The 15675-nt window shown below is 71.0% G+C and carries 18 protein-coding genes; 8 read left to right on the top strand and 10 right to left on the bottom strand.

Annotation, left to right across the window (positions count from 1 at the left end):
* Window positions 1-125: 125 nt before the first annotated feature.
* Together ACIGEZ_RS31860 and ACIGEZ_RS31865 are read right to left on the bottom strand one after the other, a co-directional pair.
* Entirely contained in the window at window positions 126-536 is a 411-nt protein-coding gene (locus ACIGEZ_RS31860; RefSeq protein WP_399838127.1) for a recombinase family protein, read from the bottom strand.
* 30 nt (window positions 537-566) lie between these two features.
* Window positions 567-1142, bottom strand: a complete 576-nt coding sequence (locus ACIGEZ_RS31865) for a TetR/AcrR family transcriptional regulator (protein WP_399838130.1) — start codon at window positions 1140-1142, stop codon at window positions 567-569.
* Between the two features lie 104 nt (window positions 1143-1246).
* Here ACIGEZ_RS31865 and ACIGEZ_RS31870 point away from each other — a divergent pair, with 104 nt between their 5' ends.
* Entirely contained in the window at window positions 1247-2167 is a 921-nt protein-coding gene (locus ACIGEZ_RS31870; protein WP_399838387.1) for a zinc-binding dehydrogenase, read from the top strand.
* 350 nt (window positions 2168-2517) lie between these two features.
* Window positions 2518-3339 (top strand): class I SAM-dependent methyltransferase, encoded by an 822-nt coding sequence (locus ACIGEZ_RS31875; RefSeq protein ID WP_399838132.1) that lies wholly within the window; start codon window positions 2518-2520, stop codon window positions 3337-3339.
* Between the two features lie 94 nt (window positions 3340-3433).
* Here the strand turns inward: ACIGEZ_RS31875 and ACIGEZ_RS31880 are convergent, their stop codons facing one another.
* From ACIGEZ_RS31880 to ACIGEZ_RS31895, 4 genes are all read right to left on the bottom strand, one after another.
* Window positions 3434-4312, bottom strand: coding sequence for a hypothetical protein (locus tag ACIGEZ_RS31880; RefSeq protein WP_399838135.1), 879 nt, complete (start codon window positions 4310-4312; stop codon window positions 3434-3436).
* Window positions 4313-4368: 56 nt separating this feature from the next.
* A complete protein-coding gene (locus ACIGEZ_RS31885; protein ID WP_399838137.1) occupies window positions 4369-4983 on the bottom strand; it encodes a hypothetical protein in 615 nt (204 codons plus the stop codon).
* 360 nt (window positions 4984-5343) lie between these two features.
* The gene (locus ACIGEZ_RS31890; RefSeq protein ID WP_399838140.1) at window positions 5344-6009 is read right to left on the bottom strand and encodes an NAD-dependent epimerase/dehydratase family protein; all 666 of its coding nucleotides are present in this window, start codon (window positions 6007-6009) and stop codon (window positions 5344-5346) included.
* 216 nt (window positions 6010-6225) lie between these two features.
* Window positions 6226-6765 (bottom strand): RICIN domain-containing protein, encoded by a 540-nt coding sequence (locus ACIGEZ_RS31895; protein ID WP_399838143.1) that lies wholly within the window; start codon window positions 6763-6765, stop codon window positions 6226-6228.
* 370 nt (window positions 6766-7135) lie between these two features.
* Here ACIGEZ_RS31895 and ACIGEZ_RS31900 point away from each other — a divergent pair, with 370 nt between their 5' ends.
* Both ACIGEZ_RS31900 and ACIGEZ_RS31905 read left to right on the top strand, forming a co-directional pair.
* Complete coding sequence (locus ACIGEZ_RS31900; RefSeq protein WP_399838146.1) at window positions 7136-8134, top strand: MBL fold metallo-hydrolase; 999 nt, start codon at window positions 7136-7138, stop codon at window positions 8132-8134.
* A complete protein-coding gene (locus ACIGEZ_RS31905; RefSeq protein ID WP_399838149.1) occupies window positions 8124-9188 on the top strand; it encodes an RNA ligase family protein in 1065 nt (354 codons plus the stop codon). Before ACIGEZ_RS31900 ends, ACIGEZ_RS31905 begins: the two co-directional genes overlap by 11 nt.
* A gap of 1 nt (window position 9189) precedes the next feature.
* Here the strand turns inward: ACIGEZ_RS31905 and ACIGEZ_RS31910 are convergent, their stop codons facing one another.
* On the bottom strand, window positions 9190-10590 hold the full coding sequence (locus tag ACIGEZ_RS31910) for a hypothetical protein (RefSeq protein WP_399838152.1): 1401 nt from the start codon (window positions 10588-10590) through the stop codon (window positions 9190-9192).
* Between the two features lie 163 nt (window positions 10591-10753).
* Between ACIGEZ_RS31910 and ACIGEZ_RS31915 the strand changes: the two genes are divergently transcribed.
* Window positions 10754-11257: a hypothetical protein gene (locus ACIGEZ_RS31915; RefSeq protein WP_399838155.1), complete on the top strand. Its 504-nt coding sequence runs from the start codon at window positions 10754-10756 to the stop codon at window positions 11255-11257.
* Window positions 11258-11610: 353 nt separating this feature from the next.
* Entirely contained in the window at window positions 11611-11766 is a 156-nt protein-coding gene (locus ACIGEZ_RS31920) for a hypothetical protein (RefSeq protein WP_399838158.1), read from the top strand.
* Window positions 11767-12059: 293 nt separating this feature from the next.
* On the opposite strand, the gene ACIGEZ_RS31925 is transcribed toward ACIGEZ_RS31920, so the two are convergent.
* The gene (locus ACIGEZ_RS31925) at window positions 12060-12404 is read right to left on the bottom strand and encodes a hypothetical protein (RefSeq protein WP_399838161.1); all 345 of its coding nucleotides are present in this window, start codon (window positions 12402-12404) and stop codon (window positions 12060-12062) included.
* Window positions 12405-12714: 310 nt separating this feature from the next.
* On the opposite strand from ACIGEZ_RS31925, the gene ACIGEZ_RS31930 reads away from it, so the two are divergent.
* Window positions 12715-13500, top strand: coding sequence for a GNAT family N-acetyltransferase (locus ACIGEZ_RS31930; RefSeq protein WP_399838163.1), 786 nt, complete (start codon window positions 12715-12717; stop codon window positions 13498-13500).
* Here ACIGEZ_RS31930 and ACIGEZ_RS31935 read toward each other — a convergent pair whose 3' ends face one another.
* Window positions 13501-14271: an alpha/beta fold hydrolase gene (locus tag ACIGEZ_RS31935; protein ID WP_399838166.1), complete on the bottom strand. Its 771-nt coding sequence runs from the start codon at window positions 14269-14271 to the stop codon at window positions 13501-13503.
* 139 nt (window positions 14272-14410) lie between these two features.
* On the opposite strand from ACIGEZ_RS31935, the gene ACIGEZ_RS31940 reads away from it, so the two are divergent.
* On the top strand, window positions 14411-14938 hold the full coding sequence (locus tag ACIGEZ_RS31940; protein ID WP_399838390.1) for a PadR family transcriptional regulator: 528 nt from the start codon (window positions 14411-14413) through the stop codon (window positions 14936-14938).
* A gap of 80 nt (window positions 14939-15018) precedes the next feature.
* Here the strand turns inward: ACIGEZ_RS31940 and ACIGEZ_RS31945 are convergent, their stop codons facing one another.
* Window positions 15019-15669: a DUF4360 domain-containing protein gene (locus ACIGEZ_RS31945; RefSeq protein WP_399838169.1), complete on the bottom strand. Its 651-nt coding sequence runs from the start codon at window positions 15667-15669 to the stop codon at window positions 15019-15021.
* Window positions 15670-15675 lie beyond the last annotated feature (6 nt).

Below are 15675 nucleotides of genomic sequence, written 5' to 3' on the forward strand. Positions count from 1 at the left end.
ATGGCGGTTTCCCTTGTTCTTCAGCGGGCGCTCCGTGCGCCGCGCTGTTTTCGATGAGGGAAAAGCTACGTTGCGTTCAAAGACTCGGCAACACCGTCGTTGCGTGAAAACTGCATAAGTCCAGGTCAGAGTAGAGAAATCGTTGCAGTGACCCTGGTAGGTAACGCAACGTCAGCTGGGTGAGCGTTGCAATGAATTGTCGGCGAATGCGACCGCGGACGACCGGGGCGGGCGTCGCGGGCGCGGGTCGAGTCCAGGCCCTTGTCAGTGCCCTGGACGATGAGTTCGCGGATGAACTCTGCCGGGGCCGCGAAGACATGGAAGACCAGGCGCCCGCCGGGCGTGGTGGTGTCGAGCCACTCGTGCAACGAGGTGAAGCCGATGCCGCGCTTGCGCAGGCCGGACGCGATGGCGATGAGGTCCTGGAGAGAGCGGGTCGAGCCGGTCTGGCGAGGGACGACGAGGGTGCCGCCCTCGCGGAGGCAGTCGAGGGCCTTCCACGGTTCCCCGCGCAGCCACTTGCCGATCTTGCCCATCAATCGGCCGATAGTTGGGCACTCCGACGATCAGTCGCGGCGGAGGAGTGCCATGGCCACCTGCTGGACGGAACGGGTGAAGCGCCGAGGGTCGTCAGGCGGTGTCATGTGGCGGATCAGGTCGCCGTCGAAGACTGCGAGCACGGAGTGGGCCAGGAAGTCCTCGTCGAGATCTGGATTTCCGTCGGCGAACAAGGTGCTCAGATGGCGGTGCCAGAACTGATAGCTGGGATCCCCGTACTTGTCCTCCGCGCAGGCTTGCCCGTGCGCGGACAGCAAGGTGGCGTTGCCTTCGGCGATCGCGCCGAGCCCATCCAGGAAGGCGAGCAGTCGCTCCGATGTGGGCGCTCCGGGCCCCAGGGGTGGGGGCCCGTTCCTGACCGCGTCGCGCAGTTCCCGGGACCTCTCCTCCAGCAGCGCCTGCAGCAGTCCGGCGCGGTTGCCGAAGCGCCGGAAGACGGTGCCTTTCCCGACTCCGGCAAGGGCGGCAACGCGGTCGAGAGACACATGGTCCCCGCCGCCTTCGGTCAAGAGTTGCTCAGTCGCGCGTAGCACCGCGCGACGGTTACGGACCGCGTCGGCGCGTTCGGCCTGCTGTCCAGGCATCGGCACCCCTCAGCTAGACGGACTGTTAGTCCGCATACTACCGTGACCATTAACCGGACTGGCGGTCCGCATAGTGCACGTCTACAGATAGAGGCCTCATGGTGATGCGCGCGCTCCTCGTCGATCCCGACGCTCCCGGATCCCTGCGTCTGGGGACGGTCGCAGAACCCCAGGCAGCACCGCATCAGCTGGTGGTCGATGTCCAGCACATCTCGCTCAACCGCGGCGAGATGGCCTTCGCGGGACGACTTCCGGCCGGGACCGTTCACGGCTACGACGCCGCCGGTGTCGTCGTACGTGCCGCGGCGGACGGCACCGGACCGTCCGTAGGAGCCAGGGTCACGGCGTTCGGCGCCGGCGCGTGGGCCCAGCGGATGGTCGTGGACACCACTGCGGTGGCCGAAGTTCCCGCCCAGGTCGACCTCGCTGACGCCGCCGCGCTGCCGATGGCCGGCATCACTGCGCTACGCACGCTGCGCTCCCGCTCCATCCTGGGCCGACGAGTGCTGATCACCGGCGCGGCCGGCGGCGTCGGCCGCTACGCGGTCCAGCTCGCAGCCCTGGGGGGTGCCCATGTGATCGCCTCCGTGGGATCGCCGACGCGTGCCGCGGGCTTGGCCAAGCTGGGCGCCCACCAAGTGGTGGTCGGCCTGGAAGGCATCGACCAGCCGGTGGACCTCATCCTCGACAATGTCGGCGGCCGACAGCTGGCCGCCGCCTGGGAACTCCTCGCGCCGGGCGGGGGTGTGCAGAACATCGGCTGGGCTTCCGGCGAACCGGCGGTGTTCGCGCCGTACTCACTGTTCTCCGTGGGGCCGTCCAAGACGATGAACACGTTCGGCGACGTCCATGAGGTCGGCCCGGACCTGGCAACCCTGCTGGAGTTCGTGGCTGCGGGGAAGCTTTCCCCAGAGGTCGACTGGCGCGGTTCCTGGGAGCGTGTCGCCGAGGCCGCCCAAGCGCTTTTGGACCGGCGAATCGCGGGCAAGGCGGTCCTGGATGTAGAGCCAACGGTGGCCTACTGACTGACCACAGCCGGGCGGCGTGCCCAGGAGGGCATGCCGCCCAGCTGTTCCGATTCGAGGGTTGCCCAGTCCCGCCGGTTACGGCTGCCCGTCGTGCGGGCGGTGACGGGACTGGATCGGCTCACGCGTCCATAGGCTCGTCGGCCGGCTCATCATCGCCCGCCGCAGGGGGGCCAGGCACCAGGCGCGGTAGGGCGCAGACTGACACCGCCTCCCGGCGCATCCCATGACCGCGGGCTGTACCGGACTGCCCCGGACAGACCGGACCGGCGTTGCTCCGTATCGGCCGCTCAGTCGGTCCCCCGCGTGTCTGCCGGCCCTGCGGACCGGGTCGCGGGGATCGTGGTGGCATGGATCAGCACGGGATGTGGGCGGTCGGGGGTGCCTACGAGCGGTACATGGGCAGGTGGAGTCGTCTGGTCGCGGATGAGTTCGTCGCGTGGCTCAGCTGCGGGAACGGTCTGCGATGGCTGGATGTGGCCTGCGGAACGGGGGCGTTGACGGCAGCCGTGGCCGCCAGTCAGCCCCGGCTCGTCACCGGGCTGGACCGGTCCGGCGGTTTCGTGGTCGCGGCCCGTGCCGCCGCTCCCGCGTCCGCCCGCTTCGTGCTGGCCGACGCGCTTTCTCTGCCGGTGCGCGATGAGGCGTGCGACGTGGTCGCGAGCGGACTGGCGCTCAACTTCCTGCCTTCGCCCGGAGCGGCCGTGCTCGAGGCGGCCCGGGTGGTGCGGCCGGGAGGGCTGGTTGCGGCGTACGTGTGGGACTACGCCAGCGGCGTGGAGTTCCTGACGCACTTCTGGGGCGCCGCGGTCGCGGTGGATCCCTCGGCCGTCGAATGGGACGAGCGCCGCCGGTTCCCGCTGTGTCAGCCGGGTCCGCTTCGTACGCTGTGGCTGGAGGCGGGACTGGTCGATGTCGCGGTCGCCCCGATCGAGGTGCCCACCGTCTTCGCCGGCTTCACGGATCTCTGGGAGCCGTTCCTGGACGGGCAGGGCCCTGCCCCTGGCTACGTGGCCGCCCTGGCGCCTGCCGCTCGGCACCGGTTGCGCGACATGCTCCGCGAAGCCCTTCCCGTGAAGCCGGACGGGTCGATCGCGCTCACCGCTCGAGCATGGGCGGTTCAGGGACGACGGGCAGTCCACGCGGGGGAGGCACCAAGTGAGTTGGTCTGAGGAGCGTCGCGGAGCCGGGGATCGGCCGGCCCTCTGAAGCCCCGTCTGCCCCGTTCGCCCCTGCCGCCCCCGTCTGCCCCGTCCGCCCGGTGGCTCATGCTGCTGTGGCGACCGGAGGCTTCGGGCCCGGCACGGGCTGCGGGCGTTCGAAGAACTGCAGTATTCCGCCCGCGGAGAAGCACGTCGCGCCCAGAAGCGTGCACCAGTTCGTGACGGCGATGCTCACCTCGTCCCCGGTCGAGGGCCGGACGAAGGCGGTGACCGCCGATGCCATGAAGAGGACCGAACCGAGCTGGTTGACCGCCACGATCCACCAGCCGAGGTCCCGTACGAGGAGCCGCGGACGGCCGTGGCTGACCTCGACCAGCGCGAGGTGTCCCGAGATCAGGAACAGTACGCAGCCGACCACGTCGGGAGCCCAGACGAGCCGGTTCACCTGTTGCACCGAGAGCCCGTGCAGCAGGGAGTCCACCAGGTTGACGCCGAACACGAGCGTGCCGGCGAACAGCACGAAGGTGCTGAGCCAGTCGATCCGGGCGGGTTCATAGCTCCACCAGCGCCAGCGCTGGGTCGTCAGCCGCCCCGTCCGGCTGTCCCGGTGGGGCGTGTTGACGGCCTGGAGCAAGGACGCGTACCCGCCGGTGTTGAAGAACAGTCCGCCGGTGAAGTAGATCCAGGCGCTGGTGATGTCGCCCGGGCCGAACTGGGCCAGCCCGGCCCCCAGGGCGAACAGCGCACCGCCGACCATGAACGCGCCAGCGGCGATGGTGTTCAACCGCCGGATGCGGACGACCGAGACGCCGTCCGCCGTCCGCGATCGGGGTTCCGCCTCACCCACGGCGTGGACCGTCAGCCGGGCGCGCTTCCGGGCGAGCCGCGACTCCCAGACTGCGGTGCCCCCGTCCTCGGGACGCCAGGTGACCCGTGTCGTGAACGGGCCTGCCCCCTCGGAGTGCTCCTTCGTTCCGGTCACCAGCCGACTCTACCCCTCCGGCGGCGGAACATCCCTTTAGTACCGTTCCATACGTTTCAGGTGAGGACGTTGACAGCCCGCGCGACCACCAGGCCCAGGATGAGCAGGGAGACAAGGGACTGGACCGCCATGGTGACCTTGACCCAGGGCGCCAGCGGCATCACGTCCGTGGGGCTGAAGGCGGTGGCGTTGGTCAGCCCGAGGTACAGGTAGTCGACGTACCGGGGTCGCCAGCCGGCCGGGGCGAGCTCGGGGCTGAGCTGCTGCGGGAAGGCAAGGGCCGGATGGTCGGGCATACGGTGGGCGCGCGCGGCCGGCCCGCCGCCGTCGAGCTCGAAATACAGCAAGGAGAAGGCGAGCACGGTCCCGGCCCAGACGGTGGCTCCGGTCTGCAGCAGGCTTGTGGCGGACGCGGTCTCCTTCCCGTTGTGCACGATGTCGTCGATCAGCTGGACGGTCGACCAGACGGCGCCGAGCGCGAGGACGCCGACCAGGGCGATCGAAACGGAGCGGAGCGCGACGGAGCGCCGGTCGATCCGGCCGGGGTCGCCCGCGATCAGCGCGAGCAACAGCAACCCTTCCACGGAGGGCAGCACCCAGACGGGCGCCAGCCGCAGGTCGTCGGGGAGCAGCAGTGTCAGCACCATGGCCACCACGACAGCCATGGCCATCGGCCAGCGTGGCTCCCCGAGGGGCACATCGCCGGCAGTGGCCCCAGAGGGCGGGGGAGCGTGATGTCGGCGCACGTGCTCTGCTCCTCGTTGTCGTCGCGCGCCGGTCGGCGAGCGTGCCCGGGCTCCCCACTCCACTACGGCTCGCCCCGGCACGCACTGCCCGGGACCCGGCCGGGTCAACGCGGATCGCAGGAGTCCCCCGTCCAGTTCCGGGGACGGGGGACGGGGGACGGGGGTCAGAGGATGTCGATCAGTTCGAGGGACCCTCGGCGTTTCGGATCACGAGGTCGTGCCCCTTGGCACGCTGTCGTCGACCGGTTCGGCCGGTCGACCGGCCCGTCGGCCGAACGTAGGTCCTTACACCCCCAGTCGGGTGATCTGGTCCGACCGGAGGACGCGTGGTCCGGCACCGTCGAGCCGGGCCACTGCGATCATCGCCCGCCCGATGTGCTCGGTACTGGTCACGTAGCGGGGTGCCAGACGGCGCAGGAGCGGATAGAGCCAGGACGTGAGCCGGTAGAGCAGCCGGTACCACCGCGTTGCCGAGGTCTCCCCGTGGACGGGCTGGATCCATCCGGGGCGGAAGGCGTAGGCGTGCATGTCCATGGCCAGCAGCGCGTTTTCCGTTCGCCCCTTCACCCGGGCCCAGAAGACACGCCCTCGCTCGGTGCTGTCGGTGCCTTCCCCGGACACGTACACGAACGTCAGATGCGCATTGCCGGCCGACACCACACGTGCCGCCTCCAGGGTCCAGGTGTACGTGATCTTCTCGTACTCCTCGCGGCTGCGCCCCGCCGACGACACTCCGAGGCAGTGGAAACACGCGTCGGCCCCCGACAGCTCCGCCGCGATCGGGGTGAGATCGGAGAAGTCGTGGTGCTGCACTTCGCGGAGCTTCGGAGCGCTCTTGCCGAGCGGACGTCGCACGACAGCGATGACCTCGGTCACCGCAGGTTCTTCCAGGCATGCGCGCAGGACACCTTGGCCGACCATGCCCGATGCCCCGAAGAGAACTACCTTCACGTCGACTCCGTCCGATTGGCTGTGTAGGTGGGTTTCGAGAATGTCTGTCGCTCAGCAGCGAGCACGCCCGGATCCACGGGAGAGTGATGTCGCCGAGTACTCGGCCGGCTGCTGAATGAGCGTCGGTCCCCGGAGTCTGACGGGTCCCCCCGCGGCAGCTGTGCATCCGCGTGAACGGGCGGGCGTCGGGCAGGTGCCCGGCGCCCGCCCAGGGGCTCACACGCTTCTGATGCTGAAGGACTGGTTGGCGCCGTAGTGGCACGTCCACAGTCGCGCGGGGGCGCCCGCCTGCGTGCTCCAGTCGGCTATCTCCAGGCACTTGTTCTGGACGTACGTGTAGTCCATGGCGAAACCGGACTGGCCGTAGAAGAGCTGGTTGAGCCCGTAGTGGCAGTCCCACTGGTTGGCGGTCGCACCGTTGTTGCGCCCCCAGCCGCCGATCTCCAGGCACTTGCCGCTGTTGGCGTTCACGTAGAAGAACGAGCCGACGGGCACTTCCGTCGAGGAGTAGCGGTACCACTTCTGGTTGGCGCCACCGGTGCAGGGCCACTGGCGGACGGCCGCGCCGTTCGCCGTGCTCCAGTCCGCCACCTCAAGACACTGGCCAGAGTGGTCCGCGCGGATCTCGACGGTGGCGAGGTAGTAGACGGACGACACGGCCTGGGCCGGGGCGGCCGAGAGGCCGAAGACGAGGCCGAGGGAGGCTGCAAGAACAAGCAGGCCGTGCCGGGCACGGACGAACGCGGTGGGCTTCATGGTCCTCTGCAATCGATAGGGAAAGTCCGGCGAGCGGCCGGAAATCGCCGCTCATGATCGCATAAGTTTGCGACGTAACTGATTTCCTACATCGCCCACTTGGGTCGTGACGCGTCGCGTGGGCCCGCCGGGTTGGCGGAGTCGATTCCTCCGCTTCTCTCCCCGGCGAGCACTCAGGAGCGGCCCCGGAAGTCCGTGGCCGGCCTGCCGGGCGACGGGCGGGGAACCGAGGTCGAACTCCCGTGCCCGCGCGCCCGCCCCGGGCAGGTCCGGGGCCGTGCCGCCCGCACGGAAAACCACGGGCAGTCGCCCACACCGCCCGCTACGATCGGCCGCGCACCTTGATCACGGCGGTCCGACGGAGGCACCGATGGCACAGGCCCCCGAGCGGAACCCCGACCACCCCGCACACGCCGCACACCCCGAACGGCTCGAGCGGGGACACCCGTTCCGCCAGTGGAAGACCTGGCGGATACCCGGCACCGAGCTGACCCTCACGGGGTACTCGCGCGCCAACGACAAGACGTTCTTCCACATCCCCGAACTGCGCTGCGCGCTCGACGCCGGCCTCGCGGAAGGCCGTCAGCCGGAGACCGTCTTCGTCACCCACACCCACCACGACCATTCCAAGGACCTCGACTACCTCGCGGCCAGGCCCGCCGGCGTCGACATCCACCTGCCCGCCCCGGCCGTCCCGTACGTGGAGCGCTACCTGCGTGCCTCCGCCGAACTCAACCACGGCACGGCCTACGACCCCGCCCTCGCCGCGAACTGCCGGCTGCACGGGGTGCGCGGCGGCGACGAGTTCGTCTTCGGCCGCCGCGGTCACCACGTACGGGTGGTGGAGTGCGCGCACAAGGTGCCGTGCGTGGGCTACGCCTTCTCCGAGCGCCGCAGGGAACTGCTGCCCGAGTACGAGGAGCTGCGGCGCTCCCTCACCGCGCAGGGCCGGGGCGGCGCCGAGTTCGGGCGCATCCTCGCGCAGCGCCGCAAGGAGGGGGTCGAGGTGGAACACGAGGTGCTCAAACCGCTGTTCGCGTTCCTCGGCGACACCCACGTGAGCGTCTTCGAGGACAACCCGTGGCTCTTCGCGTACCCGGTGGTCATCACCGAGTGCACCTACCTCGACGACGCCGAGCTCGACCGGGCCGACCGGGTCGGGCACACCGTGTGGAGCCGGCTGCGGCCCTTCGTCGAAGCCCACCCGGACACCCTCTTCGTCCTCACCCACTTCAGCCTGCGCCACTCGGACCAGGACGTGCTCGACTTCTTCGGAGAGGCGCGCCCCGACAACGTGCTGCTGTGGGCGCACCCCGACAGCCGGCTGCCCGAACAGCACCAGCACGGCGGCGGTCGGCATGGCGTCTGACAGCGGCTGGTCGCCGTACCCCAAGATCCCCTCCAGGGCGCGGCTGGGTGAGGCGCCGGCGGCCCGGGAGTGGGTCGCGCTGGAGAAGGTCCACGGGGCGAACTTCGCCGTCGTGTGCGACAGAGCCGGAGTACGCCCGGCCAAGCGCCGCGAACTGCTGGGCGAGAGCGGCCTCGACGACTTCTTCGGTGTGGGACGGATCTGGCCGGCCCTGGCCGTCGCCGCCGAACGATGCGCCGCCGCCCTGCGCCGCGCGCACGACGCCGATCACTCCGTACCGGTCACGGTCTACGGTGAACTGGCCGGCGGGCGCTACCCGCACCCGGACGTGCCGCCCTCGCCCGGTACGGAGCCGGTGCAGACCGGTGTCTGGTACGCGCCGGGGCTGCTCTGGCTGCCGTTCGACGCCACGGTCGAGACGGTCGGCTGCGGCCCCCGCTGGGTCGGCGACCGGACGCTGCGGGAGGCCGCCGACGCCGCGGGCCTGCACTGCGCCCCGCTGATCGCTCGGGGGACGCTCGCCCAGGTGCAGGAGCGGACGCCGGTGTTCCCGACCCGGGTGCCGGCCCTGCTGGGCCTGCCCGAGCTGCCCGGCAACCTCGCGGAGGGGCTCGTCGTCAAGCCCGCCGAGGAGTGGGGTACCCCCGGCCCCGCCCCCGCCCCCGGCCCCGACGGTGTCGCCCCCGTCGGCACCGGACCGGCCACCCGTCCGGTGGCCAAGTTCAAGCACCCCGCCTTCGCCGAGGACGAGCGTTTCGACGGCTCGCGCCCCTACCGCGCGCCCGCCGAAGGCGCGGCGGGGGTGCCCGGCTGGCTCCTCGGCCAGGTCGCCGCGCTACTCACCCCGGCCCGTGCGGCGGCAGCCGTCGGCAAGTTGGGCCCGCGCACCCCGCCCGAGGAGGTCGCCGCCGAGATCGCCCGGGACGCGGTCGAGGAGGCCGCCGAGGCCCTCGGCGGCCTCGACGACGGCCTCGCCACGGCCCTGGAGCGGGCGCTGCGCGCCGGCGCGCTCGCACTCGCCCGCTTCGACGCTGCCGACCGGCGGGCCCCGTGATTCAGAGCCCCGCCAGCGTGTCGCGCAGCCGTCGGGCCTCCTTGAGCAGGCCGGACGACCCCGGCCGCTGAGCCAGGGCGGTCACGTCGGGCAGTTCACCGCGCGCACCCGACAGCCGCGCGGCGTCCGCCGCGACGGCCAGCAGCGCCCCGTGCGCCTGCGGCCGGGTGCAGGCCAGGAGGCCCGGGAGCCCGGCGGCCAGGACCGCCCAGACCGGGGCGGCGCCCTGGGGGACGGCCGCCGCCTCTCGCAGCGACTCGGTCACGAGGGTGACCTTCAGCGTGCCCAGCCCCACGAGTTCGGCGAGCTCCCGGCCCAGCAGCTCCCCGTCCAGCCCGCCCCGCGCCGCCAGCAGGAGCAGTGCCCGCACGGCGGAGTCCCGGTCCTCCTGGGGAACGGAGGCGAGCCCATAGGCGACAGCCAGGTGCACGGCCGGTCCGGCCGGGCCGTCGGCCGTGGCGAGGGCCTCCAGGAAGGCGGGCGCGCCGCGGCCGCCGTCCTTGTCAGCCGCCGAGGCGACCCCCGTCAGCAGCCGGGCCGCGGCTATCTCCGGGTGCCAGGGCAGGGTCGCGACCGTGTGCCCGTCCCGGAAGTCCGGCAGGGACCAGTGCGGGCAGGAGATGGCCGGCTCGAACTTCCGGAACAGGGACCAGAACTGCCGGGGGAACGCTCCGCGGCCCTCGATCGCCTCGTGCCCCACCAGGATCCGGCGGCCGGCGCGTGCTCCCCGACGCCTGCTGGGACGTTCGGGCGCACCGGACTCGCGCTCCCGCCACCCCACCGGCTGCGGGAGGCCGCCCTGCCGCAGCCAGTCGGCCACCCGGGGCCCCTCCGCCATCTCCAACTTCTCGGCGGCGCGCACGGCTTCGGCGTCGACCGGGCCGCCGCAGCGCAGCAGTGCCTGCCCCAGGTCCGCCGGCCCGGGCCGGACACCGAGGCGCCCGTACTCCGCGAGCCGCTCGACCAGGTGGCGCGGCTCCACCGCACCGGTCGGACCGCTCGGCGCGGACAGCGGGAACGGGACGGGGTCGCCCGCCCGCAGCCGTGCGTGGAGTTCGCCGACGCGCGCCCCCGCGATGTAGTCCAGCGCCACGTGCTGGCACAGTTCGAGCCAGCCCGCCCCGGCGCTCTCCCACGACTCCTCGGGCCGTACGGGTTCGACCGCGGCGCCGACGATGCCCGCGAGGCACGCCACCTGCGGGTGCGGCCGTACCGCGAACTCGCGCGGGACGGACCCCAGCGCGGTGGCCAGGGCCTCCCGGTCCCGGTAGGCGTGCACCACCACGGCGCCGAGCAGCCGTTCGAACGTCTCCACGCCCGGGTCGCGGCGGTCGGCCAGCACGGCCGCGAGCTCGTCGGCGAGCGCACCGGGTGACGGTGCGGCGTATTCCCCCTCGATCATGGAACGCAGGCTAGACGGTCCCACCGACAGCGCCCGGGCGTGGTGGACCGGGTGAGGGGTGTGCGATGGAGGTCCTCGAGATCCAGTAGGGTGACGTGCGCTCGTCAAGACGGGCCTGTCTATTGCACACGCGTATCTGCAAACACTCAACGGGGGTTGAAGCGTGAAGCTTCGTCACGTCCGCGCCGTCGCCGTCTTCGGAATCGCCCTGGTCGCCCTCACTGGCGCCCGCGGTTCCCACGGCGGAAGCTGCGGCGGCAGCCACGGTTCCAGCAGCTCCAGTGGCGGCTCCAACAACGGCTCCGACAGCAACAGCTCCAGCTCCGGCGGCATCACGACGGGCGGCGTGGGCGGCTCGTCGAAGGACCGCGCGGAGCGCGACGTCCGCATCGACGAGTGCGCGCTCAGCGCGGACCGCAAGAACCTGGTCGCCAAGGTGACGGTGACCAACAGCGACTCGTCGGCGTACCTCTACGACGTCACCCTGCAGTTCAAGGGCGCCGAGGGTTCGAGCGCCGCCGACATCGCGCTCGCCAAGGTCGAGGACCTGCGGGTGGAGGGCGGCGCGTCGAAGAAGGGCGAGGCGAGCACCCCGTACACCGGCGGCGGCGACGGCTCCGAGTACACCCGCTGCGTCGTCGTCGACGCCGACCGCACCATCGGCTGACGCACGACCCCGATGCCGTACGGCCCCTCGGCCCCGGCCGGTGCGCGGAGCGCCCGCGCCGGGGCCGAGGGCGCTCGTGTACGGGACTCCCAGCGGATGGTTCTCACACGAAGGGCGCTGACGGGCCCCGGCTCACCGCTGCTGGGTGGCCCCTCCGTGGCAAGATCGTGATCTTGGAAGGCGTCCGGAGCCCGGCTGGGAGCCGCCCCGGGGGCATGAGCAACAGCTGTGCGAGCGGTGCGGGGGCGGGATCACCGGGCCGAGTCCGCCGTCCGCGCGCAGGTCTCCCGGTACGGCACCTCGGGGATGCGGTCCCGCCACTGGCCGCGGTCTTCGCGTCGAGGACGTACAACGTGGGGGTGTACCCCTTCCCGGTCTGCGAATACGTCGGCGCGTACTACAGGGCCTACTACTCTGCGAAGGGCTACCGGGTCTACTCCAACTGCGTCTACATGGGCGGCTACTGGCCGGTCCAGCAATTCCTCCTGCGGGTCACACTCGCCTACTAGGCGGTGGCGCGGTTCATCGGCGGGGCGTGCCCCGGGGCCCGTCAGTGCGGACCGTGCAGGCGACTGCCTTCGCCCGGGCATCCGTCTCGGGGGTCAGGGCCGTCCTGAGCGCGGCTGACAGGAACTCGAAGCCCGGACCCTCGGGCCGTTGTGGTTCGCCCCGATCCCCAGGTCGGCCACGCGGCCGCAGCGAAGGCCCCGGAAGCGGATCACTTCCGGGGCCGCCATGCTCATCGGTTGTCAGGAGGTGGGCAGGGGCGGATTCGACCCGCTGCCTCTTGAGTTCGTCAGAGTCAGAGGTTGTCGAACCTGCTGAGCCACCGCCGGAGCGCGATGTGGGTGGTGTCGTCCAAGGTGCACAGAGCCTCGATGGCGTCGAGGTCGCCCGGGAGGGGTGCGATGCCTGCCGCAGTGAGGGAGGCGTGCAGCTCCAGACGGCGGCGGTCGGCCGGCTCCAGTCGAATGGGCAGGCGGCTCGAGGGGGCAGGCGCGGGAAGCGTGGAGTCGCCGAACGCCATGGTGGCGGCGGCCGTTGGCATCTCTTCGTGCCGGTCGTCGATGAAGGCGGCAGGGAAGCGGTACGGGTCGAGATCCAGCATCGCGGTCGAAGTCGTGGTGAGAGCCTGAACCCCAGTCATGAGTGCCTCCTCGGTCGTTGTGCAACTGCAGTGGACGACGGCTCGGGAGTAAGGACAGTTGCGGCATTAAGGGACATTCACTCGGATGTCCCCTACGCCATCTCGTCACATGAGAGATGACCCGACGGGTACGACCGACCGCTGGTGCCATCGACTTCGTCGATCTCCAGGGGCAGCGTTCGCCGAGGCTTCCGACGGCTTCCGAGGGCAGTTTCCGGACTCCCGTGGCCGAGTGAGAGAGTGCAGCCCTGGACGTTCACGCGGTTTCGACTGGCGCTTAATCGCTTGACCCGTTCCGTACGGTGTTCGAGTGAAAGACACCCTGATCAACGAACTCCGCACCGCGTATGACGCACAACTCCGCGGTGTCACCCCGCCCGGCGGCAGCGTCCGCGTCGAGAAGGACGGCCCGCTGACCCGCGTCGTCGGATGGCACCGTGGCTTCGTCACGGGCCCACGCGACCTCGGTGTGTGCGGGGAAGAACTCGACGGGCTCATAGCCCGGCAGCGTGACTTCTACGCTGCCCGTGGTGAGGCGGTCGAATGGAAGACTCGCGCTCACGATCTCCCCGCCGACCTCACCGACCGACTCGCCGCGGCCGGCTTCACCGCTGAGGACAGTGAGACCGTGCTCATCGGGCGGTCCGCAGACCTTGCCGCCGACCCCGTCCTGCCCGACGGTGTGACCCTCCGCCGTGTCACCGCCAGATCAGACCTCCAGCGCATCGCCGCTATGGAGAGCACCGTCTGGGGCGAGGACTGGAGCTGGCTGGCCGACGACCTGGCCGCCCGGATCGAGAACGCCCCGGAGAACACCGTCGTACTCGTCGCCGAGGCACACACCGAAGTCGTCTGCGCCGCGTGGCTTGTGCTTCACGACGGCGTCGACTTCGGCGGCCTCTGGGGCGGCTCAACGCTCAAGGAATGGCGCGGACAGGGAATCTACCGTGCCATGGTCGCCCACCGAGCCCAGCTCGCCGCTGCCCGGGACGTGCCCTACGTCTACGTCGACGCCTCAGCCGACAGCGCACCGATCCTCACCCGGCTTGGCCTGCACGCGGTTACCACGACGACACCGTATGTCTGGTCGCCCTGATCACCCGTTGCGCGACCCTGTTCCGGTCACCGCGTACGTGAACGCGTCGGGGTTGTCGAACATGATGTTGTGCCCCGCGCCCGGCACGGTCACCACGTCCACGCCCGCGGTCTTGAGGCTGTCGCTGCCCGGTAGTTCGCCGCTCAGCTCGCCCTGGAGGTAGATCCGGTCGATGCGCGCCTGCTGGAACATCTCCCGCATCACCGGCTCCGTGCCCTGCCTCAAGTGCGTGGCCGTGCGGTGGAGCGCGAGCGGGTCGGTGAGGCGCATGGTCGCCGCCCAGGCGGGTCCGACCCGCTCCAGTACGCGGGCGAAGCCGTCGCCGTGCACGAACTCCTCCTCCGTGTACGACGCGATCCCACTGCTGCCCGCCGTGGGCGCGGGGAACGGGTCGAGATTCCCCTCCGTGACGACCAGGCGCCCCACCAGGTCGGGCCTGCGGTGGGCCAGGACGATGGCGACCGAGCCCCCCATGCTGTGGCCCGCGATCACCGCGCCGTGCACGCCGGCAGTGTCCAGGGCGGCCGCCAGCGCGTCGGCGTGATCCTCCAGCGTGTAGCCGAACCCGGTGGGCCGGTCGCTGATGCCGTGTCCTGGCAGGTCCACGAACAGGATCCTGCGGCCCGCGAACTCGGGGCGGGCCGCGATGTGCGCGTGGTAGACGGTCGAAGAGGCGCCCAGGCCGTGGACGAACACCGTCGCAGGCCCGTCGCCCGGCGCCTCGGTCCAACGGATCACGCTGCCCTGCTCGTCGAATCGTGCCTCACGCACCGTTCACGCCCCTGTCCGCCCCTCCGGGCCATGGCTGCGGCCGAACGCGTCCGCGTCCGGGCTGTCGAGAGCGCCACCATACCTCGTTGTCGTAGTACTACGTCAACGAGGTACTGTGATGGTGAGGGAGAATGAGGGCATGCTGGAGCTGTCGATCCTCGGATTCCTCTACGAAGAGCCGCTGCACGGCTACGAGCTGCGCAAGCGCATCACCGCCCTCACCGGCCACGTACGCCCGGTAGGCGAGTCCACGCTGTACCCGGCGATCAAGCGCCTGGAGAAGGCGGGGCTGCTGGTGCGCGAGGCCCAGCAGGGTCCCGCCGCCGCACCCCGTCAGGTCCTGAGCCTCACCGCCGAGGGCAGGCGGGAACTGCGCCGGCGTCTGGCCGAGCCCGAGGGGCCTGAAGTGTCGGACGAGAACCGGTGGTTCACACTGCTGGCGTTTCTGCGTCACCTCGACGATCCCGCCGCCCAAGCCGGTGTGCTGCGGCGCAGGCTGGCCTTCCTCGAGGAACCCGCGAGCTTCTTCTACGACGGCGAGCGCCCGCTGCGCGCCGAGGAACTGGACGATCCCTTCCGGCGCGGCATCCTCGCGGTGGCGCGGGCGACCACCAAGGAAGAGCTCGCCTGGCTGCGGACCACCCTGGCCGACCTGGAACAGGGCTAGGGGGCCCGGCGCGGGCCCTGCCGGGCGGAGCCCCCGCCGGGCCACCCGGCCGGGCGGGGGCCCGGCCGGGTGGCGAGGCGTCAGCTGTCGGGACACTCCTTCCACGCGAGGTGGTAGATGGTGCTGATGTCGCCGTCGGTGGAGTCCATGGTCATGTAGCTGGTGGTGGCCGGGTTCGACGTGCCGGCGTTGACCCGGAGCTCGGTGTTGATGTTGAAGTTCCGCTGCACGCCGCAGGGCGCCCAGACGAGCTGCGCCCAGTCGGTGTCGTCGGTGGCCTGCCAGTTGTCCTCGTAGGGACCGCGGAAGGCGTGCGTCCGGGACGCGGTGCTCGGTGAGCCCTGGAAGTAGTACGAGGCCTTCTCGGTGCTGCTCGCACCGGGCCGCAGCGACGCGTAGCCCCGGTAGTCGGCGCTGGCGATCGCGTAGGTGAAGCCCTGGGGCACGTGCACCACGAGGTTCAGCTGGCAGTTCCTGCGGGCCGCCGTGGGGGAGGAGCTGCCGCCCACCTGCGCCAGGTACTCGCTGTAGGTGACGGTGAAGGCGGTGTTGTCCTCGGACACGGCGATGGCGGCGGTGCCCAGGGGGCAGCCGGAGCCGTTCACCGTGGCGATGTCGATGACGATCCTGTCCGGGGGCGGATCGACGATCGACGACGGACCTGCCTGCGCGGGCAGGGCCGAAGCGAACAGAGCGGCGATCGCTCCGCTGACCAGCAGGGGGATTCTCATGGTTCT

This window comes from Streptomyces sp. NPDC085481 (assembly GCF_044541845.1).
GTDB lineage: Bacteria > Actinomycetota > Actinomycetes > Streptomycetales > Streptomycetaceae > Streptomyces.